Source organism: Acinetobacter sp. 22301 (genome assembly GCF_052045285.1).
GTDB classification, from domain to species: domain Bacteria; phylum Pseudomonadota; class Gammaproteobacteria; order Pseudomonadales; family Moraxellaceae; genus Acinetobacter; species Acinetobacter pittii.
This window is the reverse complement of the sequence record NZ_JBQEOR010000012.1, coordinates 1-20,145: the sequence shown is the minus strand read 5'-3', so window position 1 is coordinate 20,145 and position 20,145 is coordinate 1. Positions and strand designations below refer to the sequence as shown.

General features: G+C 36.8%; 23 protein-coding genes. 10 read left to right on the top strand and 13 right to left on the bottom strand.

Translation table 11 applies throughout. The features are described 5' to 3' along the window. Positions 1–75 precede the first annotated feature (75 nt). Positions 76–918, top strand: a complete 843-nt coding sequence (locus ACTJJH_RS15460; RefSeq protein ID WP_002115820.1) for a universal stress protein — start codon at positions 76–78, stop codon at positions 916–918. A 116-nt stretch (positions 919–1,034) separates the two neighbouring features. Here ACTJJH_RS15460 and ACTJJH_RS15455 read toward each other — a convergent pair whose 3' ends face one another. The 5 genes from ACTJJH_RS15455 to mutS form a co-directional block, all read right to left on the bottom strand. Further along, positions 1,035–1,703: an O-methyltransferase gene (locus ACTJJH_RS15455; protein WP_238517746.1), complete on the bottom strand. Its 669-nt coding sequence runs from the start codon at positions 1,701–1,703 to the stop codon at positions 1,035–1,037. Between the two features lie 138 nt (positions 1,704–1,841). Continuing rightward, complete coding sequence (locus ACTJJH_RS15450) at positions 1,842–2,564, bottom strand: D-Ala-D-Ala carboxypeptidase family metallohydrolase (protein WP_182917432.1); 723 nt, start codon at positions 2,562–2,564, stop codon at positions 1,842–1,844. A 131-nt stretch (positions 2,565–2,695) separates the two neighbouring features. Beyond that, a complete protein-coding gene (fdxA, locus tag ACTJJH_RS15445; protein ID WP_002051033.1) occupies positions 2,696–3,019 on the bottom strand; it encodes a ferredoxin FdxA in 324 nt (107 codons plus the stop codon). A 344-nt stretch (positions 3,020–3,363) separates the two neighbouring features. Continuing rightward, positions 3,364–3,894, bottom strand: coding sequence for a GNAT family N-acetyltransferase (locus tag ACTJJH_RS15440; protein ID WP_069031001.1), 531 nt, complete (start codon positions 3,892–3,894; stop codon positions 3,364–3,366). Positions 3,895–3,955: 61 nt separating this feature from the next. Next, on the bottom strand, positions 3,956–6,595 hold the full coding sequence (gene mutS, locus ACTJJH_RS15435) for a DNA mismatch repair protein MutS (protein WP_372539004.1): 2,640 nt from the start codon (positions 6,593–6,595) through the stop codon (positions 3,956–3,958). Between the two features lie 403 nt (positions 6,596–6,998). On the opposite strand from mutS, the gene ACTJJH_RS15430 reads away from it, so the two are divergent. Then, complete coding sequence (locus ACTJJH_RS15430; RefSeq protein ID WP_440601385.1) at positions 6,999–8,339, top strand: aspartate aminotransferase family protein; 1,341 nt, start codon at positions 6,999–7,001, stop codon at positions 8,337–8,339. A 152-nt stretch (positions 8,340–8,491) separates the two neighbouring features. Here the strand turns inward: ACTJJH_RS15430 and qhpR are convergent, their stop codons facing one another. From qhpR to ACTJJH_RS15415, 3 genes are all read right to left on the bottom strand, one after another. Further along, positions 8,492–9,526 (bottom strand): AraC-like transcriptional regulator QhpR, encoded by a 1,035-nt coding sequence (qhpR, locus tag ACTJJH_RS15425; RefSeq protein ID WP_031944714.1) that lies wholly within the window; start codon positions 9,524–9,526, stop codon positions 8,492–8,494. Between the two features lie 297 nt (positions 9,527–9,823). Further along, positions 9,824–11,149, bottom strand: coding sequence for a haloacid dehalogenase-like hydrolase (locus tag ACTJJH_RS15420; RefSeq protein ID WP_440601384.1), 1,326 nt, complete (start codon positions 11,147–11,149; stop codon positions 9,824–9,826). A 74-nt stretch (positions 11,150–11,223) separates the two neighbouring features. Further along, positions 11,224–12,225 carry a phosphotransferase enzyme family protein gene (locus tag ACTJJH_RS15415; protein WP_440601383.1) on the bottom strand — a complete coding sequence of 334 codons (1,002 nt, stop codon included), beginning with the start codon at positions 12,223–12,225 and terminating at the stop codon, positions 11,224–11,226. Positions 12,226–12,406: 181 nt separating this feature from the next. Here ACTJJH_RS15415 and eat point away from each other — a divergent pair, with 181 nt between their 5' ends. Further along, positions 12,407–13,822 carry an ethanolamine permease gene (eat, locus tag ACTJJH_RS15410; protein ID WP_101663739.1) on the top strand — a complete coding sequence of 472 codons (1,416 nt, stop codon included), beginning with the start codon at positions 12,407–12,409 and terminating at the stop codon, positions 13,820–13,822. A gap of 86 nt (positions 13,823–13,908) precedes the next feature. Here eat and ACTJJH_RS15405 read toward each other — a convergent pair whose 3' ends face one another. Then, the gene (locus ACTJJH_RS15405; protein ID WP_017399965.1) at positions 13,909–14,376 is read right to left on the bottom strand and encodes an Lrp/AsnC family transcriptional regulator; all 468 of its coding nucleotides are present in this window, start codon (positions 14,374–14,376) and stop codon (positions 13,909–13,911) included. A 118-nt stretch (positions 14,377–14,494) separates the two neighbouring features. Between ACTJJH_RS15405 and ACTJJH_RS15400 the strand changes: the two genes are divergently transcribed. After that, positions 14,495–15,355 (top strand): EamA family transporter, encoded by an 861-nt coding sequence (locus ACTJJH_RS15400; RefSeq protein WP_440601382.1) that lies wholly within the window; start codon positions 14,495–14,497, stop codon positions 15,353–15,355. A 198-nt stretch (positions 15,356–15,553) separates the two neighbouring features. Continuing rightward, the gene (locus ACTJJH_RS15395; RefSeq protein ID WP_440601381.1) at positions 15,554–16,180 is read left to right on the top strand and encodes a hypothetical protein; all 627 of its coding nucleotides are present in this window, start codon (positions 15,554–15,556) and stop codon (positions 16,178–16,180) included. 158 nt (positions 16,181–16,338) lie between these two features. Here the strand turns inward: ACTJJH_RS15395 and ACTJJH_RS15390 are convergent, their stop codons facing one another. From ACTJJH_RS15390 to ACTJJH_RS15380, 3 genes are all read right to left on the bottom strand, one after another. Beyond that, the gene (locus tag ACTJJH_RS15390) at positions 16,339–16,572 is read right to left on the bottom strand and encodes a hypothetical protein (protein WP_024436173.1); all 234 of its coding nucleotides are present in this window, start codon (positions 16,570–16,572) and stop codon (positions 16,339–16,341) included. A 340-nt stretch (positions 16,573–16,912) separates the two neighbouring features. Continuing rightward, positions 16,913–17,029 (bottom strand): hypothetical protein, encoded by a 117-nt coding sequence (locus tag ACTJJH_RS15385; protein WP_130118600.1) that lies wholly within the window; start codon positions 17,027–17,029, stop codon positions 16,913–16,915. A 172-nt stretch (positions 17,030–17,201) separates the two neighbouring features. Further along, entirely contained in the window at positions 17,202–17,354 is a 153-nt protein-coding gene (locus ACTJJH_RS15380; protein WP_081404189.1) for a hypothetical protein, read from the bottom strand. A 385-nt stretch (positions 17,355–17,739) separates the two neighbouring features. Here ACTJJH_RS15380 and ACTJJH_RS15375 point away from each other — a divergent pair, with 385 nt between their 5' ends. The 5 genes from ACTJJH_RS15375 (at position 17,740) to ACTJJH_RS15355 (ending at position 19,766) form a co-directional block, all read left to right on the top strand. Beyond that, positions 17,740–18,060, top strand: coding sequence for a hypothetical protein (locus ACTJJH_RS15375; protein WP_068527031.1), 321 nt, complete (start codon positions 17,740–17,742; stop codon positions 18,058–18,060). Between the two features lie 226 nt (positions 18,061–18,286). Continuing rightward, a complete protein-coding gene (locus ACTJJH_RS15370) occupies positions 18,287–18,496 on the top strand; it encodes a cold-shock protein (RefSeq protein WP_013198382.1) in 210 nt (69 codons plus the stop codon). A 217-nt stretch (positions 18,497–18,713) separates the two neighbouring features. Continuing rightward, positions 18,714–18,863, top strand: coding sequence for a hypothetical protein (locus ACTJJH_RS15365; RefSeq protein ID WP_013198381.1), 150 nt, complete (start codon positions 18,714–18,716; stop codon positions 18,861–18,863). 96 nt (positions 18,864–18,959) lie between these two features. Then, complete coding sequence (locus tag ACTJJH_RS15360; RefSeq protein WP_161281926.1) at positions 18,960–19,430, top strand: hypothetical protein; 471 nt, start codon at positions 18,960–18,962, stop codon at positions 19,428–19,430. Between the two features lie 147 nt (positions 19,431–19,577). Next, positions 19,578–19,766: a hypothetical protein gene (locus tag ACTJJH_RS15355; RefSeq protein WP_081309099.1), complete on the top strand. Its 189-nt coding sequence runs from the start codon at positions 19,578–19,580 to the stop codon at positions 19,764–19,766. A gap of 293 nt (positions 19,767–20,059) precedes the next feature. On the opposite strand, the gene ACTJJH_RS15350 is transcribed toward ACTJJH_RS15355, so the two are convergent. After that, positions 20,060–20,145: IS3 family transposase (locus ACTJJH_RS15350; protein WP_202743106.1), on the bottom strand; the 86-nt coding region annotated here is incomplete at its 5' end.

Sequence of the window (20,145 nt, the reverse complement as noted above, 5' to 3'; positions counted from 1 at the left end):
TTTTATCTATGTTAAGTTAAAGCTAAGTTTTAATAATAATCTCCAAGGCAATAGACCTGAAGAAGAGAGGCTAACATGAACCGTGTTATTGCGTGTATTGACTCATCACCGTGTATTAATGCTATTGCAGATGCAGCAGCATGGGTTGCTAAAGCAACCGGACGGGAACTTGTATTATTACAAATTCTGGACTATTACCCAGCCAGTTATCATCTTGGTGAAATTAGTGGGGTAATCGGCTTTGAAAGCAATGCAATGCTGCTAAAAGAGTTAGCTGAGCTAGAGCAAAAACAAAGTGAACTCGCGTTAGATTATAGTAATAATTTACTCCGCCATATTTCTGATCTTATTCAAGAAAAACACGGAATTACCAGCTCAAAAATTCAAGAAAAAGGCGATTTTTTAGAACAAAGTTTTAATCTCTTACATGAAAATGACATCGTTATTTTAGGTCGAGTCGGGGAAAGAGCAGCCGAGAAACATAAACCAATCGGTAGCAATGTTGAAAACTTCATTCGTGGTGCGAATTGTACTGTGTTGACCATTGGTGAAAACTTTAAAGTACCAACACGATTTATCTTTGCTTATGAATATTCGCCAACTTGTCAAAAAATGATGCGCCGTATTGCCCAAAGTGACTTATTGCGAACACTGCAATGTCATTTGGTGTATGTAGGGGATCATCCAGAAATATTAAATGAACCAGAGCATTATCTTAAACAAGCGGGTCTAGATGTAGTCACCGTTTATCGTTATGGCGATGTTGCACAAAATATTCTAGAGTACCAACAAGAGCATGGTATTCAGATCATTGTGTTAGGGGCATTTAGCCATAGCAAAATTCACCAGTTCTTCTTGGGAAGTATTGCGACAACCATATTCCGAAACGCGACTGTACCGTTACTCGTAGCTAAATAATGAGATTTGCATATAGTTATCCGCAAATCTTGTGGATAACTATATGGAAAAGCAACAGTAATAAAAGTAATTAATTGATTATAAATAATAAAATAAAAAAGATGATTTTTTAACCATTATTTCACAATTGCAATTGCGAAGCCATCATGACCTTTTGAGCCAACCGTTTGCAGAGCTGTACAAGACAGAATTTTTGGATGATTTTCTAAGGCTTTAAACATTTCACGGATGCCTTCAATACTCGGTTTTTTATTCTCAGGATTTAAAATATCACCTGCACGAATTACATTGTCGAGCACGATAATAGTACCTGATCTTGAGAATTTCAGACTCAATTCTAAATATTCAGGATAACCCTGTTTATCTGCATCAATGAAAATAAAATCAAAAGGCGCGATAGATTGAGGATCAATCGCAGAAAGGATATCTGCAGCACGGCCAGCTCGAAGATCAACTTTTACAGGAAGATTGGCATGATCGATATTTTTCTGCGCCATTTCGGCATGAGTAGCACGGCCTTCTATTGTGAGTAAATAACCATCTTCAGGTAAGGCACGGCCTAACCAGATGGTACTATATGCAGCAAAGGTTCCGATTTCTAAAACTCGTTTGCATTTATTCATTTGAATAAGCATCTGCAAGAACATACCTTGGTTAGGAGCCACTGCAAGATGATTTGAAAAGCCGTGTTCGTCGGTATTCTTTAATGCATATTCGAGTCGCGGGTCTTCGGGAATTAAATGTGAATCGATATATTGGTCAATGTCTGTCCACATCTGCTGCATAATCAAATTTACCTATATGTTGATCGGGCTATTTTAAACGTTTATGCATAGAGTGCAAAAATCTTCGTTTCAAGAAATTTTGGTTGATTGGGAAATGAACAATAAAAAAAACTCCTTTCAGTTGAAAGGAGTTTTTTATTAGAAATTACACATCGAACTGTTGCGGGTGAGGTCAGGGCCCCAAGTACGATAGCCTTGAGTATCAATATGAATTTGCCCGGAACTATATAGACCAATACCCATATTTAAGCTTTGACCATGCTGAGCCCAGAACTGACAAAGTTTAAACTTGGTATTTTCGATAAATGCATAATCTTGAGCTTGGGGGAACTCAGGACCAATACGGAAATCGATTGCCGAGTTAAATAAATGTTTAGATGAGCTTGCACCGCCTGCACATTCATTTAAAGGTAAATCTCGGTAAACCGAGGTCACTTCAAAGTCGGTGAGAACTTTTGCTGCAACTAAATATTTAAATACGCGTAGGGTAGATAAAGAATTTCCCCATAATTCGCGATTAGGTACAGCATATTCAGAGCGGCCACATTTTTGCCAATCACGTGCTGAACGTAATAACTCAAAGCTTGGCACAATGCCTGCAACATTATTTCGGGTTAAGAATTTTTCGTATTCCCGAACACGTTGGTAATTTTCACCAGAACTTAACCAACTTCGATAAGATGCAGGCTCAACTTTAGGGGGAATTGGGCGCTCGATAATAACGCGCTCTTGTGGAATAAAGATTCGTTTACCACTTGGAGAGGTTTTGCCTGTTGTTGTGTGTTGGGGAGAGCTGACACAACCTACCATAACCGCTGGGATTATGCATAAGGGCACCATACTCTGCAAAAACTTCCGCATAAGAAAAATTAAGCACTTATAAATATTGCGGGTATTTTAATGCAAAACAGTGCACAAATTACGAGGAATTTGCAATGAAATGTTTGAATAGGGTATAAAAAAAGATCAGCAGTTGCTGATCTTTTTTGAAATTACTTTTCAAGATATTGTAATTTATCAGGTTTGCCGTTCCATTCTTCACGGTCAGCTGGTTGATCGCCAATTTGAGTAATGTTAGGCCATTTTTGAGAAAGTTCAGCATTTAATTCAATAAATACTTCTTGGCCTTCAGGTAACTCATCTTCAGAGAAAATTGCATTTGCCGGGCACTCTGGTTCACATAATGCACAGTCAATACATTCATCCGGATTAATCACTAGGAAATTCGGACCTTCGTAAAAACAGTCTACAGGACAAACTTCTACGCAATCTTGGTATTTACATTTAATACAATTTTCAGTGACAACAAAGGTCATGGCGACAGCTACCTAAAAAATATGGTTTCATTTCGAATAGCTTATTTTAGGCAAAAAAGGGGTAAACAAACAATTGCTTTTATTGATATTCTTTATTCATGCATATGAAGATAAGTTAATACGTTGATAATCAAACATATCTTGTAAACTTAGTAGAGCGCAGTCTATAAAATTAAAATAATAATATATTTTATAAAACAATAACTTAAAAAATATTTTATTTAATTATTTAGATGTCATTTAAGTCAAGGCATCTATTTTAATAAATACCTTAACTTTTCATTTTTTGTTTTACAAATTTTGATTTACGGCTTTTTTGCTTAGAAAACCTTAAATTTTTAGAGCTAAAGCTTACATAGTAAATGAATATCTTCAGGTTCGAGCTGCCAAAGTTGTTGATCTGGAGCACTTAACGGTTGCGCGCCATGCTTCATATAGAAGTCTACAGTGCGTCGACTTGGGGTTGCTGAAATATACAGTTGATTTGCACCGAGTTGTTTAGCGGACTCTTTTGCGGCTTGCATTAGCTTGGAACCAATGCCTTGACCTTGTTGGTCAGCATCGACATAGAAATAATGGAGTAATTTCGCTTGGGGGTAATTCGCTATAAGTTGATTTGAGACTACACTCACACCAACGAGTTTTTCAGAAGCATCAAATGCACCTACAAATATTGAACCTTGTGCAAAGAGTTGTTTGAGTTTAGGTGGGTCATTTTCTAGATGGTATGAGTCCCAATTTTGTACATCAAAAAAACAATCAACCAGTTCTAACTGTTGCTGTTTTTGTATGTAGTTTTGAGTAATTAATTCACGGCGGCTAATCTGCTGCCAAATAAGATCAATTTCTGAACTTTGCAAAGATCTTAAGATCATATAAATATTATTCTCCAATATGAATAAGCAGACCTAAGCCTGCTTATTCGAACGTGCTTTATTAAGATTTGAGTGCAGCTTTCAGCTCGTAGAGTTGTTCAAGTGCCTGACGAGGCGATAAGTTATCGACTTCAATTTGCTTAAGTAAATCTAGAGCAGGGGACGAAACTTCGATCTCGACAACTTTCTCTATGATTTGTGAACCAGAGTTCGCATCTGGTGGAGCAAACAAATCATTTTGAAAGCTGGTTTGTAGATGTTGCTGCTGCTGTTTTTCTAAAATGCGCAAACGTTTCTGCGCTTCTTTAATAACATTGGCAGGAATACCTGCTAATTTTGCGACCTGTAAACCATGACTTTGACTCGCAGGGCCTTGCTGAACTTTATGCAATAAAATCAGATTGCCATTCAGTTCTTGCGCCGTGACATGATAGTTATCGATTCCTGCTTCACTACCAAGTTCGGTCAACTCAAAATAATGAGTCGCGAATAAACATAAACATTTTACGCGCTTGGTTAAATCGACCACACATGCCCATGCTAAAGATAAACCGTCATAGGTACTGGTTCCGCGGCCAACTTCATCCATTAACACCAACGACTGGTTGGTGGCATGATGCAGAATTTGCGAAGTTTCAGTCATCTCGACCATAAAGGTTGATTTGCCTGTAGATAAATCGTCGGCTGAACCAATACGTGTAAAAATTCGGTCAATTGGACCAAGTTTGACGGCTTTAGCCGGAACATAGCTACCGCAATAAGCAAGTAAACTGATTAATGCTGTTTGGCGCATGAAGGTTGATTTACCGCCCATGTTTGGACCGGTAATAATTGCCATGCGGTGCTGAGCATCAAGGAAAGTGTCATTTGGGGTAAATGGTGCTTTATTTAATGCTTCAACGACAGGATGACGACCTGCCTGAATTTTAATGCCCGTTTCCGGAGTAAATTCAGGGCGCGCCCAATTGTTTAAACGTGCTTGATGAGCAAAGTTTGCAATGACATCAATTTGAGCAATTGCTGAACTCATCATTTGTAGATGAGCGATATTTTCGCGAAGGTTTTCAAGCAAAGCTTCGAATAATGCTTTTTCACGTGACAGCGCACGTGACTCACTCGACAGGACCTTATCTTCAAAACTCTTTAGCTCAGGGGTAATGTAGCGTTCAGCATTCTTTAAAGTTTGACGACGGATATAGTCGGCTGGCGCTTGTTCTGCTTGAGCACGAGTGAGTTCGATGTAGTAACCGCTTACACGGTTATAGCCGATTTTAAGGGTATTAATGCCTGTACGTTCACGCTCTTTAATTTCTAAATCAATTAAGAATTGACCTGCATGATCACGAATTTGGCGTAATTCATCAAGTTCAGCATCATATCCTTCTGCAATTACATTACCATCACGAAGTAATACCGGTGGGTTTTCAACAATAGCTGCCATTAAATGTTGATGAAGTGCTTTGAAGTCTCCAAGTTCTTCATCTAGTTGAACTAATAATTTAGATTTCTTCGCTTGAATGACTGGAGTTAACGCCGTTCTTAAAGCTGGAATTTGTGCGCATGCATGACGAAGTTGCACCAAATCACGTGGTCGCGCACTGCCTAGTGCAACGCGGCTAAGCACACGTTCAATATCACCAATTTCTTTAAGCACTAACCGAACTGGGTTTTCGTGATATCCCTGAATGAGTTGCTCAATCGCATCTAAACGAGCATCAAGCAATGCAGTATCACGCACAGGTTGCATGAGTGTGCGGCTTAATAAACGACCACCCATTGCAGTTTGGCAATCATTTACCAGTTGAAATAATGATGTTCCGTGTTCAAATAATGGCTCGATAATTTCTAAGTTGCGACGTGTAATTGGGTCGAGCGCAATAAAGTCGGTACTTTGTTCAAGCAGGATTGAGCGAATATGTGGTAATGCAGTTTTTTGGGTTTCTTTTGCATAGTGAATAAGTGCAGCGGCAGCAGCTTTGGCTAAAGGTAATGGGTCTAGACCAAAACCTGAAAGGGTTGATACCGTAAACTGATCACATAAGGTTTTTTGTGCATTATTTAGGTTGAAGTCTACATTTGGACGTTTAGTAACAGGGCAATCTAAATGCTTTTTAATTTGTTCGATAATATTGGTGTCGACCAAGTCTTCATCAATCAAGATTTCACTTGGCATTAAACGTGCAAGTTCAATAGGCAATTGTTCCGGCTTGTAATCTTGTTGTTGAACTTTAAAAATGCCCGCACTCAAGTCGAGTAAAGCAAAACCGATCTGGTTTTGATGAATGCACAATGAAACGAGATTAGATGATTGATAACTGCTGAGTAATGCATCATCAGTTAATGTGCCCGGGGTCAGAATACGAACAACTTTACGTTCAACAGGGCCTTTGCCTGTTACTTCTCCAACTTGTTCGCAAATGGCTACCGTGCGCCCAGCTTTAACAAGACGCGCCAAATAACCTTCTGCCGAATGATAGGGAACACCTGCCATTGGAATAGGTCGGCCACTGGCTTTGCCACGATGGGTTAAGGTAATTCCTAAAAGTTTGGCTGCTAAATGAGCATCTTCAAAGAAGAGTTCATAAAAGTCACCCATACGGTAGAACAGCAACGCATGTTGATAGTCCGTTTTAACTTTGAGATATTGCTGCATCATAGGTGTGTGAGAAGATAAGTCAGCCATGATTTCAGCGCTATTCATGCGTATTAAACCCTTAAAAAATCAGTAATATTTTACGTTTGGTCATCTAACCAATTTCAAGTCTTTTAAAAATGAATGTCATTCAAGAAAAGAACACAACTGGATGAACTTTAAAAATTGGCATCCATAGTATAAAGCGAATTGGAGTCACTCCAGATGTGTAATGGTAACAAATTTGAGTTATTGAAAAAAAGAGTAGTGGAGCTCTGAAGTATAAGACCAATAAGTTGACTTCAAATTGTGGCTTAAGTGGTCTGAGGTCAAGTTTTTTTCAAGATACTTAAGCAATATGGTTTGCGTAACTTCAATCAAATACTGAAATATTTCGAATCAGAGTATGAATTGCCTACGTCAGTTATCGTCTTGTGCAAAAGTATGCTGAATATAAATAGAGGAGTCATTCATGGGTACGCGTTCAACCATTATGGATACCAATAGCTTTCGTCCAGAACATGCTGCTGAGCTGGACCATGCTACCCGCAAACTGACCGATAAAAGAAATAAAATTTTAGGTGAATCCTATCGCTTGTTTTATCGTAATCCCGTGCATCTGGTGAAAGGACAGGGGCAATATTTATGGGATGCAGCAGGTCATCAATATCTAGATGTTTACAACAATGTTGCCAGCATTGGTCATTGTCATCCTGCGGTGATTGAAGCGGTAAATGAGCAAATGAAAATGCTCAATACCCATACCCGCTATTTACATGAAAATATTTTGGATTATACCGAAGAACTCTTACAAACCACTCCCGATGAAATTGACCGTGCCATGTATATGTGTACAGGTTCGGAAGCGAATGATTTAGCGATTCGTATTGCCCGCGAATATAGCGGTGGTACAGGAATTATTGTGTCTCAAGAATCGTATCATGGAACCAGTAGTTTAACATCAGGATGTTCTCCAGCACTTGGAACTGAGCAGCCTTTAGATGCTACAACTCGCCTAGTTCCGGCACCTGATTATTATCGGATTCAAACTGATGATTTAGGTGAATGGTTCGCACAGCAGATTCAACAGCAAATTGACGATATGAACGCAAAAGGCATCAAGTTTGCAGGTTTTTTAGCGGACTCAATATTTTCTTCTGACGGTGTCATGCCTAATCCTGTTGGGTTCTTACAAAAAGCGGTTGATGTCGTGCATGCCAATGGGGGAATCTTTATTGCTGATGAAGTACAACCGGGGTTCGCGCGCACTGGCGATTCTTTCTGGGGCTTTGGCCGTCACAACGTTGTGCCTGATGTCATTACAACAGGTAAACCAATGGGTAACGGTGTCCCTGTGTCAGGGCTTTTAGCCAAGAGTGAAGTCCTCGCTGCTTTTAGCGATAAAATTCCATATTTTAATACCTTTGGCGGTAATCCTGTTTCTATGGCAGCGGCACAGGCTGTACTTAAAGTGATTCAGGAAGAAGAATTGCAAACCCATAGTAAATATGTGGGAGGGCTACTTCTAAAAGAACTCACTAAACTTATGGATAAACATGAGGTGGTTGGCGATGTCCGTGGCGCTGGTTTATTTATAGGGTTTGAACTGGTTAAAGATAGAGGCACTAAAGAGCCGAATAAAGCATTGGCTTTGAACCTTATTGAAGAGCTCAGAAATACTCATCGAGTTTTAACCTCAGTTGCAGGTCCTTATGGCAATGTATTGAAACTGCGCCCACCTTTGGCCTTCCAAACAAAAGATATCGATTGGTTAGTCGGTGCTTTAGATCAAGCCTTAACAAAATTAAAGTAAGTCACTCTAAATATAAAAAATACCCTTCAAGTTGGATGCTAAATCTAATTTGAAGGGTATTTTGTTGTTCAATTATTTTGTGGCTGTAAAAGTTATTTAGAATTGCTTAAATAATAAAAAGGCCTTTATTCAAGGCCTGTATTTGCGATGTTTTAGTGTCTTAATTGACGTGGGGTAACACCAAACCAACGTTTAAATGCACGAGATAAAGCACTTACTTCTGAGTAACCTAATAAGAATGCCATTTCTGAAATTGGAATATTTTTCTGCTTAATATAATGTTCGGCCAACTCACAACGAACCTGATCGACTAAATGGGTAAAGGTGAGTCCTTCATTTTTTAGACGACGGGTAAGGGCACAACTACTTAAACCAATATCATGAGCGATTTTTTCAAGGTTTGGTTCACCTTCACTGAGTTCAAGTTGGATGTGAGAGCGTACTTGATCAGCAAGACTTTGACTTTGAGACGAGCGATTGAGTAGGTGCAACGTATCTAGAATCACTGTTAATAAAATAGAATCACGCCCCGGCATACTATGCTGGACGTCTTTTTTTGAAATGATGATGGAGTTAAAAGGTTGATCAAAATAAACAGGCGCATTAAATAATTTGCTATGTTCTTGCCAGAATTCAGGTCGAGTATGCTCAAAGTGAATCGCGCGTGGAGAATAATGAGGGCCCATCACTTCACGGATCACATTCATAAACATGCCCATGGTCAGTTCAGCATCTTGGCGACGAGTTAAAATCGCGCCGTGTTGAACCTGATAATCTATGCGCCAGCTATCTCCTAAATCGACCATTCGATTGAGGGTATCTTTCTGATGCAAATAAAAATTATTGGTCATGTTCATGAGTGCAGACTCTAATGTGTTTGAGCACAGACCGATGTAACCAATAAGCCCTAATGATTTCGGTTGAAACTGTTGACCATAATGCAGACCAAAATTATCACAACCTGAAACCAATGCTGCCTGTTCTAGCACCTTGCAATAATTGGGTAGTTGTAAGCTCAACGTTGGGCTGATTAAAAGTTCAGGATTAATACCACTAATACCTAAAACGCGATCAACATCTGCACCTTTTTGACGAATAAACTCGCTTAATCCAGAGGCGGCTGCAGACAATACACCTTGATTACACATATTTGAATCGACAAGATGAGCTGGGTTGAGATGTAACATGTCAAGTCTCATGATATTTATTCCTAACTATTATTATATTAAGCAAAAGCCATACCAGTTTTTGCTTACGTCCATGATTTTGTGTGGTTAAAAGTACTTATAAAATAATGGTTTATATGTTGCTGTTTTAAGTTTCAGGTTTGATTCTTTAAGAAGATATCTTTAGGTTGGGTAGCGAACTAAAAGAAGGCAGAAAATGCATTAGAGATAGGCAAAAAGGGCAGAACTAAAACAAGAAATTAAGCGGCTTCTCATGCATACAACATGTATTGTAGGCATGAGAAAATAAGTGAAATACTAATTTTTTGTAGTTTTTGCCGTTTGAGCACCATAACTTAAACTGGCCATTGAAGGTCTAAATTGACCTGTATTGGCATCGCGGCCCTGTAGTAAAAACTTAGTATTGGCTTGACCATAGCCCTGCACAGCCTGCTGAGAAAACTTGCCGATATCAGAACTCGGACTGCGCAATCGGTTGATGATCAGAACCTTCTGAGTCGCCGCAAAATCTTGCATCATATTTTGATCGCCTTCACTGTCACCTGCGATAAAAATTGGTCCGTAACCATATTTAGAGACTAAAAAACGCTGGATGGTTGCGGTTTTGCCTTTACCTTGAGTTTGCGCATAGCCATGACGAAACTCGGGTAAAATTCGATTTTGTGCATCTCGTTCCAACTCCATGGCGTAGGCATTTTTTTCATTAATGTTATAGCCGATGTCTGGATTAGAAATAATTTCCTTAATCACATCAATAAAAGATGCCGAACAGACATAGACATCAATGCCATTATCCTGAAAGGCCTTAAATAGATTTTGCATTTCACGGTATGGTCTTAAACCATTTTCCCAAGTGGTTTTCACAACGCCTGCTTGACCCGAAAGTGCAGCGGGAGAGGTCCATGTCACAGGTCCAATCGGTTGCTGAATTTGCCAAGCCACCGTTGCTTTTACCAAATTACGGACTTGTTGTTCGGTAAGCCCAGTAAATAAATAAGTGACCCACGGATATGCGACTTCATGATCAAAGGTGTCTCCAATCGCCGCATATAGATATCTCATTTTAGTAATGAAATCGAGATAATGCGGATCTTGTTTAATTTGATCCAGACTTTGTTTGCCTTTTAGACCGCTATAGTGGTGATAAAGCCATGTGTAGCTGGCAATAATATCTGGGGCAATTTTATCAATATTGACGACTTGGCCTTGCTGGTTGTTGTAGGCTGCTTCAAAATTTTGCGGGCTAATTCCTTTGCGAATAATCTGATTAAGCTGCTCTGGCGTGACATTAAAGGCTAAATGTTCAAGTTGATAAATTAACGTTGCTTCTTCGATGTCTAAAAATACCGAAGTATTGTCAAAGTCAGTGACAATATATGGGCGTTTTTCAGGATTATAATTAGGGCTATCTTTTCCATAAGTAGCAATCAATTGGTTAAGTTGGTCAAAGTTAAAAGTGTCCCATTGACCTTTTTGTATATATTCCTTTTTGGGAATAGCGATTGCGGGAGATGTGCTTTGTAGAGGGGTGTAGTTACATGCGCTTAGAGCAAGCATACTTGCCAGACTACTGGTGAGTAATAGTGCTTTGGCAACTTTGCTCAGTTGATGGGTAGCTTGCATAAACCCTTCCTTTAAATTCTATAAAATTTAAAAACTAAAAATTGAAAATGAAGAAAAGCGATCTAAATCACTTTTCAAATTCCTACAGGCATTTGACCGTTTAGATATTTTTTACAAAGACGCACAGTTTCATTGGACCATTGATCACCAAGACTTTGAGCCATTTCTGTTTGTGCGTGAGAACCATTCCAAGCCATCATTTGAATGCGGCGTTGCATGATAAAAGTCGGGATCATTTCATATTCTTCAGACTGAATATGACCTACGCGCTCGTAGCCTTTTAACCAGTAATCAACCCAATGAGGTGCATTTGCATAATGTTCATTGAAGCTAATTGCAGCAGCGAGGTCATGCATAAACCAACTCATGCCGCAGTCATCAAAATCGATCACACCGATACGTTCTTGTTGTAGTAATAAATTGGTTAAACGCAAATCGGCATGAATCAGGCCATAACGTTCTTGGGTTTTGCCAAAGAAATTTAAATCTTTCGAAATTTGTGCAATGGCTTCTTCAATCACGCCGTGATCTTGAGGTCTTAAATGAGGTGCATTTTTCCAGTTTCCCCAGTGTCCATCCGCACCGATCATGGTTTCATGATTCCACACAATACGTTGAAAGTTTTCAGGCGCTTGCCATGTCTTACTATGTACATGTAGCTTTGCGGTAATTTGTCCTAGTTGCTCAAATGCAGTGGGGTCAACTTCAACAGTCGGCATATCGCCCTCAACCCAGTTGAAAAGGACTGCATAACGATAAATATCATTCGATAGTTTTAAAGTAATGACGCGCTCACCCCATTGATCTGCAATCGCAACAGGAACTTGAATACCACTCGCATTTAAGGCATCTAACCATTCAAGCTCACTTTGTATATCGAGTTTGCTGTGGTAGTTGGGGCGGTGAATTCGAAGTGCATATCGGGCAGATCCAGTTGAAATCTGAAAGGTTGCATTTTCAGACTGACACAGCAGTTTGACCTGTCCTTGATATTCCGAGGGATATTGCTTAATTGCTTGTTCTGCCAGTATTTGTAATTGAACTTGGCTTAAAAATTCATTTTGTTCTACAGACATAACCCATCTCCTCAATTTAATTTTTAAACACGTTCTGTGTTGAGATGCCGTCGATCTTATAAAAGAAAAAATGAATCAACTTGACTTCAAGTGGTCGGGGAGATGTTTTGCTGTCAAGTTTTATGAATATCTTTTGCGCAACTATTGGTGGTGTAAATTTAGTCGATAAGGCAATACGACAATGAAAGAGTCTGAATTAAGCGTAGATGTTGGTGCTCTACAACAGGACGCAGAGTATTTTGCAAAACGTCAGTTAAAAAAGGGGGCAGTAGGTTGGTTACTTTTAGTGGGGCTGGGTGTTTCTTACGTCATTTCGGGTGACTTTGCGGGTTGGAATTTTGGGCTGGCACAAGGCGGCTGGGGAGGACTCTTTATTGCAACAGTCATCGTCGCGTTTATGTATCTCTGCATGAGCTTTGTGATGTCTGAGATGTCAACGATGTTACCTACCGCTGGCGGTGGCTATAGTTTTGCCCGCGTTGCATTTGGTCCTTTTGGAGGATACCTCACAGGTACTGCGATTTTAATTGAATACGCAATTGCACCTGCTGCCATTGCCGTATTTATTGGTTCATATTGCGAATCACTCTTTGGAATTGGCGGTTGGGCTGTTTATTTAATTTGCTATTTAGTTTTTATGGGCATTCATCTTAAAGGTGCAGGTGAAGCGCTTAAAATTATGTTTGGAATTACCGCGGTTGCTTGTATTGCACTGGTCGTATTTATTGTCGCGATGCTTCCACATTTTGACAGCGCACGTTTATTTGATATTCCAGTCAGCACTCATGCAGGTGCAAGTAGCTTTTTACCGTTTGGCTATATGGGAATATGGGCCGCAGTACCGTATGCCATCTGGTTTTTTCTTGCAGTTGAAGGGGTACCACTAGCTGCCGAAGAAGCAAAAGATCCAGTACGTTCATTGCCACGAGGCTTGATTGGTTCAATGTTAATATTGGCATCGTTTGCACTTTTAATTTTATTTTTGGGTGCAGGCGCTGCGGGTTCAAATGCTTTAAAAAATTCAGGGGCACCTTTAGTTGACGCACTCATTGCGGTATATGGTCAGCACACATGGTTGGCAAGCTTTGTTAACTTTGTAGGTCTTGCTGGTCTGGTCGCAAGTTTCTTCTCAATTATTTATGCATATTCGCGTCAGATTTTTGCATTGTCACGTGCGGGATATTTGCCAAAAAACTTATCGCTTACCAATGAAAATAAGGCGCCATATTGGGCCATTATCATTCCGGGCATTATTGGCTTTTTACTTTCTTTAACAGGTGAGGGTGATTTACTCATTTTAATGGCAGTATTCGGCGCAACAATTTCTTATGTGTTGATGATGCTTTCACATATCAAGTTGCGTTTATCTCGCCCTGAATTACCACGCCCTTATAAAACGCCTGGTGGAATATGGACATCTTGTATTGCCTTGATTCTTGCTGCTGTTGCTGTAGTAGCAGGGTTAATGGTAAATCCAAAAGTTTGGTTATTGGCTGCGCTGATTTATGTCGGATTTATACTCTATTACTTGTTATATAGCCGTCACCATTTGGTGAAAGGTACGCCTGAACAAGAGTTCGCGATGATTGATGACTGAGTTTGATTGCGATAAAAATAAAGAGGCTTCGGCCTCTTTTTAAGCTTTATAAGAGTATTAAAACGTTTAAAGACAAAATAGAAAAGTTAAATATTTAACTCAAAGTTTACTTTTACACGGTCTAAAACAATTAAGGTTCGATATGTTTTAACATCTTCATTATCAGCAAAATGTTTTCTAACCAAACTTTCAAAATGAGATAAGTTATTGCTCAGCATAATAATGATAAAAGAGACGCCTCCATTTACAAAGTAACACTGTTGAATTTCTTCAACAGAAGCAAAGTATTGCTTCGCTCTATCCATCACTACAGAGCGGTCTTCGCTAAGGCGGACTTCAATAATAGACGTAATTTTTTCACCAAATTTAAGCGGATTTAAAATAGCGCAATTTTTTAAAATTATTTCCTTTTCTTCCATACGAGATATACGTCTTTGCACGGAAGCAGCTGATAAGCCAATTTTTTCAGAAATTTCTCTATGAGAAGTCTTATTGTCTTTTTGCAGTATTCTTAAGATTGCGTAGTCAAAATTATCTAAAGAAATATCTGACATGAGTAAATCTCTCATTAAGCTTTAAATATAGAGTTATTTAATCGTTTTATTGAGGGAAATAGAAGAAATATATTGATTATATAGAATTAAAATTTCAATCATTCCCAAAGCGGTAAATATGATGATTGAGACAAACTCCAAGCAAGGCATGGCATTTGCAGCCGCATTTCTATCTTTAGTTTCTGTGCAAATAGGAGCATCAATAGGAAAAGCCCTTTTTCCAATTCTGAGTGCAGAAGGAGTGACCTTAACTCGACTTGCTTTAGCAGCATGTTTCTTGTGGATTGTTTATAAACCTTGGAGAGGCTGGAACAGACAGACTAATTGGAAAAATCTAATTATTTATGGGGCCATCCTCACATTAATGAATACTTTAATTTATAAAGCATTTTCTTATATGTCTGTTGGAATCGCTATTTCCATCGAAGTGTTAGGGCCGCTTACGGTCGCTATTTTAATGTCCAAAAATAAATTAGATTATTTTTGGGGAGCATTATCTCTTATTGGTTTGCTTTTTTTACCTATGGGCAATTCAAATAATAACTTTAGCTTTATTGGTATGGCGTATGCGCTTGTGGCTGCCGTGGGTTGGGGACTGTATATTATTTATGGCTCTAAAGTTGCGCAAGGTGGTGGTAGCTCAGTTGCAACAGGAATGTTCTTAGCAGCTTTGTTTGCAACGCCTTTAGGGGCATCTCACATTGTCCATATTTTTGATAGTTATACGATTCTTTTGACATGTTTACTCATGGCGATGCTAGCAAGTGCGATTCCCTTCATATTAGATATGATTGCGATGAAAAAACTGCATCCACGTGTTTTTGGAATTTTATTGAGTGCATCACCTGCGGTGAGTGCTTTGGCTGGATGGCTGATTTTAGATGAACGATTAAACAGTTTTCAGATCATTGGAATAACAATTATTATGGCATCGTGTGCGGGTTGTTCTTATTTTTCTTATAAACGTAATGCTGCATAAACCTGTTCTTCTATGATGGCTTATATCTAAAGCTGGATGAGTCATTTAAGGGGGAGAGAAATAATAAATAGAGCCCCCTTAAAAAGGCCGCCTCTGTACAAAAATAATATAAAACAGTAAGTAACACTTACTCAAGTATCATTTTAATCTGATTGATATTTATACAATATAGTTACCAGATCACAAGGATATGAACTCATGAAATTTCTAAAATTTCTAACTTTTAGCACCATTCTTACTTTATCCGCACATAGTTATGCGACAGTGGGCGGTGGACAAAAAATTGAAGTATTGGGCTATCAGCAAAAAGAGAAGAAACTTTATGTATTACGACATTACGAAGATGGTCGAGGGCGTCTACCACAACTCTATTATTATCTATTAAATAGTAAATCGCCTGATAAACTGATTGAAGTTAAATCTCTCTATATCAATCCAAAAACACATAAGATTGATTATGACCAAGATAGTAGAGCATTTGATAAAGCTCTAAATAAAATTAAAAAGAATTTAACCCCATTAGCCGTAAGTAATAGTAAGACCGTAAAAATTCAAACATTAAAAACTCATCAGAATCAAGTATCGTCTTGGTTTGATCCTTCAGGAAAGATCACGCAATATAAAACAGAATATGTTGTAAAATCGCCGTCCTTACAAAGTAAGAACCATGTTGCGGTTCATTACACCAAAGCAATAAAAATTTCCCAAAATTATAGCGTGCCTAAACACAATAAGAGGTTGGTTGTCATTAAATATCTGGGGGTTCCAGAAGAAACTGGTTACGATATTGAAGACCCTGTTTTACTACTTCCTGTGAAAAAATAAGTTTAAGAGCAAATTATTTTCTTGGTTCAAAGCGTCAGCAGTAGGGCATCATTATCTAGATGTTCACAACAATATTGCTGGCATTAGTCATTGTCATTTTGCGGTCATTCAAGCGCTAAATAAGCACAAGGAAATATTCATTTGTTACTTAGATTGATTCATTCAAGGTCGAGTTGGTCGTCATCTTTGGTGACTTTAATTTTTAACTTCTTATATTTCCGTTTGTTGGGGTCAATTGCAGAATTTATAACTTCATCTGAAAAAGCTGAACATAACATCAATTTTGCATATGCTCGGTAACCTATCAAAATTCTTCGTAGTGGATAGTCTGTTCTTGTAGAGTAATAGTCGATTCTGGAGTTCAATTCTTGTAGCAGAGTCTGCTGTGACATTGGAATAATTTCTGTAAGAGGTGTATGCAGCATATAGTGATTTATCTACTGTAAGAAGAATTATTTTGAAAATGTTATAAATTTTAGATAAATCAATATTCATATTACATATCAAAGCATTTTAGATATGCAAAATATATATTTATTCTCTTTAAATTTAAGGAGATATGCTGCAAACATAAATTTTTGATGATGCTGTAAAGATAATAGTAACAACTCTTTTTAAAGCCACAGTGCACTATGTGTTATAGTCAATTTCGATTAATTATTGGCATTAAAATGGATATCTGTATTGGCGGTATACTTGATGGGAAAAAAAGAAAAGACGATCAAAATCATTTCAGAGTAGATAGTCATTATTCTGATCATGGCTCCGAATATAATAAAGAGCATTTTCATCTACATGGGCAGCTTCATACATTTTGGATAAGTGAAGAGATTGATTTTTGTGATGCACAAAGAAGAGTTGAATTAATATTAAATAAAAGATTAGAACTTGTTTAAATTAAAAATAAATATATGTATTAGCGTTTTTTAGGTTCACTGTGGGAAATGAATAAAACGTTTTAATTAATATGATGTTAAACAAAAGCTCTATTTAATATAGAGCTTTTGAGCTATCAATTATTTTATTCCTTTTTTTCTTCATTATTATTTTCTTTAGGATTATTTTCTTCTTCAGGCGATTGTACAGGTTTTTCAGTTTTATCCTCATTAGGTTGCACATTGGAATCATTTTGGTTTTGTGTGGTTTTTTTTGAAAATTCTTTGAAATCAGACATTTTAAACTTCTTAATAATAGTAAGGAAGCTTTATGGTAGGCCTTTAATTCGCTTACATTGCGGTGATTATGAGAACTCTATGTAGAGATATGTGCCTGAAAGTGCTTAATTCTCGACATAATGTTTCTTTGAATCAAATAGACTGTTGATATATAAGTGGAAGAAAATTTTAATCAAATACAAGAGTTAACATATAGCTAGAGAGCTATTGTTTTCAATGGTTTTTTGATAATTATAATTTATTTAAATATATTATTTTAATTTCTTAATTGGAGGAAATATTTTTAATTAAAGTGGGGGATTCGATCTGTAAATATATTTATACAACATAAAGATACAGTTTTACATGCATACTCAATCAAATTAATTAAAAAATGAGGGAAATATGGATGATGAAATGAAAAAATATTTTGATGTGGCTGAAAGTGTTTACAATAATATTCACTTTAAAAATCAGTCCTCTAAGGATTTAATTGACTGCCTGAATAGACTGTTAATTGAAATTAAAAAAGAAGCAGCTATAAACAATTTACAATTAAAATATCCTGTTATTGATTTTGAAAGTTGTTTAAATAGGCCAATGAAAGAGCGTATTGTTAAAATTGATTTAAGCCTTCTCCCTAATTTTGATAATGAACATGAATTTATTCTTTGGTTGGCGGGTTTTGTAAAAAGTATTTCTGTATCTAGGAGTTATTGTTTTTAAATAACGGTCGAAAATAAATATTTTTTAAATGTGTTGTATAAATATTTATTTGGCGTATACTCAATTTAACTAGAAAAATAGACTTATTAGTAAATCCTCTTTTAGTATCGTAGTTTTATTCATAATCCTTCGTTTTTTAAGATCTTAAACTCAATTTGTTATTATTTTCAAAGTTCAATGAGTCATAAAATATGGCTTTATATTATTAAAAATCAAAGGATATATTATGTCTAATACAGCAATCGGTACAGTGAAATGGTTTAATGAAACTAAAGGTTTTGGTTTTATTCAACAAGATGCAGGTCCAGATGTTTTTGCACATTTTAAAGAAATTAGTAGTTCAGGTTTTAAAACCTTATATGAAGGTCAACGTGTTAGTTTTAATATAGCTCAAGGACAAAAAGGTCCTTCTGCTATTAATATTGTTGTTCAATAATATAATTAGAAAAAAAGCACCTCAGGTGCTTTTTTTTGTTTTTTAAGTATATTAATTTCTAGATAATTTATAAATTAATTAAAGTGTTAATAATTATGATGTTAAACAAGGGTATCACATTCAGATACACTTGCATTGTATCTATATAAAGGTAAAAGGACTATGTTAACTAAGTGCTAGATAATCATCTACACAACATTAAATAGGAGAGACTCTAATGTCTCAACAAAACCAAGTTAAAAACGATCAAGACAAATCAAAAGAGCAACAACAGCAACAGCAAGACGGTAAAGAGTTTGAGCCTAAAAGTCCTGATCAGAATGCTGTAGAAAAAGTTGATCAAAATGATAAAATTGAGAAAAAATAATAATATAATAAATTTGTTTTTTCTTAAATGATGGGTTGGTAGAAAGAATAATGATTCTTTTTGCCAATTTATAAAATTAAGAGGAATGTTTTTAATATGTCTTTTATTATAATAACTTTAATTTTGTTTGTTTTTGCTTATATTTTATTTAAGGTTTTTTCTACAGTTAAACTGGAGCTCCCCGAAAGTACTCTAAAAATAGCTGGAAAAATATTTACAGAGAATAAGAACTTTTTCGAACATGAAATAATTGTAACTTTATACCAAGAAGAATTGATAACTTTAGTCGGCAATCAAAATAGTGATAGAACTAAGGTTTTTAAAAATGCTGTAATATGCCTTGAAAAAGAAACAAATAAAATTGCAGTGTATATAGATACTTTAAGAGTTGGATATCTTAATAAAATAAATTCTTCCAGTTTTGTTAATTTTTTAAAAACAAAAGGTTTTAGTGAGCGAGATGCTTTTGAAGTTGATGCCGTTATAATGAGTGAAAAAATAAACCAATGGAGTGTGAAATTAGACATACCATACGATATGGAAAAGTTTAGGTTTGATAAATATTAAATTTACGATAACTATTTAATTGATATTTCTATAAGATATATTTTGGTACATTTTTTTTAGTATTGAAAATAAAAAGAGATCATAATAATTATATTGATAATAAAAAGGAGAAAAGATATGGAACTTAGAGCTGTAAAAATGCATAAAATGTTTAGAGATTTTCATGAAGAAAAGGAACTTGGCTATGTAGGGGAATATGATGAAAAACATAACCTTATAGCGATATATGATATTTTTAAAGAAAAGATGCAGAAAATAGAAGGAACTTATCAATGGGTTTTACCCTCATCGGGTGAGGTGTTTTTTGTTGAGGAAGATCCGCTATATAGTCGTTAGTGAATTTTGCCTCCTATTTTAAGCAGGGAAAGGCCTGTTTATAAACCCCAATTTAACAATAACTTATTCATTATTTAGCCTTACTTTTTCAGTGATCTATTTTAAAACAAATGGCATTTTGTGTGCTTGACTGCAAAAGGGTTGGACACTATCCTTTGCCTGCTGGCCTACATCGCCAGTCGGTTTTGACGGACCGTATCATAGAAGCATTAAAGGTTTTATATCTTTAGTGTCTAGCCCCTCGTGCCCCCTCTACGGTGGGATGATCTGACCCCATAAAGTTGGACAGTTAGTTAAGCAGTTTTTAAAAACTGGTTTCTATATTGTACAGGGGATAAACCTTGTAGCTTCACCTTGATTCTCTCATGATTATAATAAT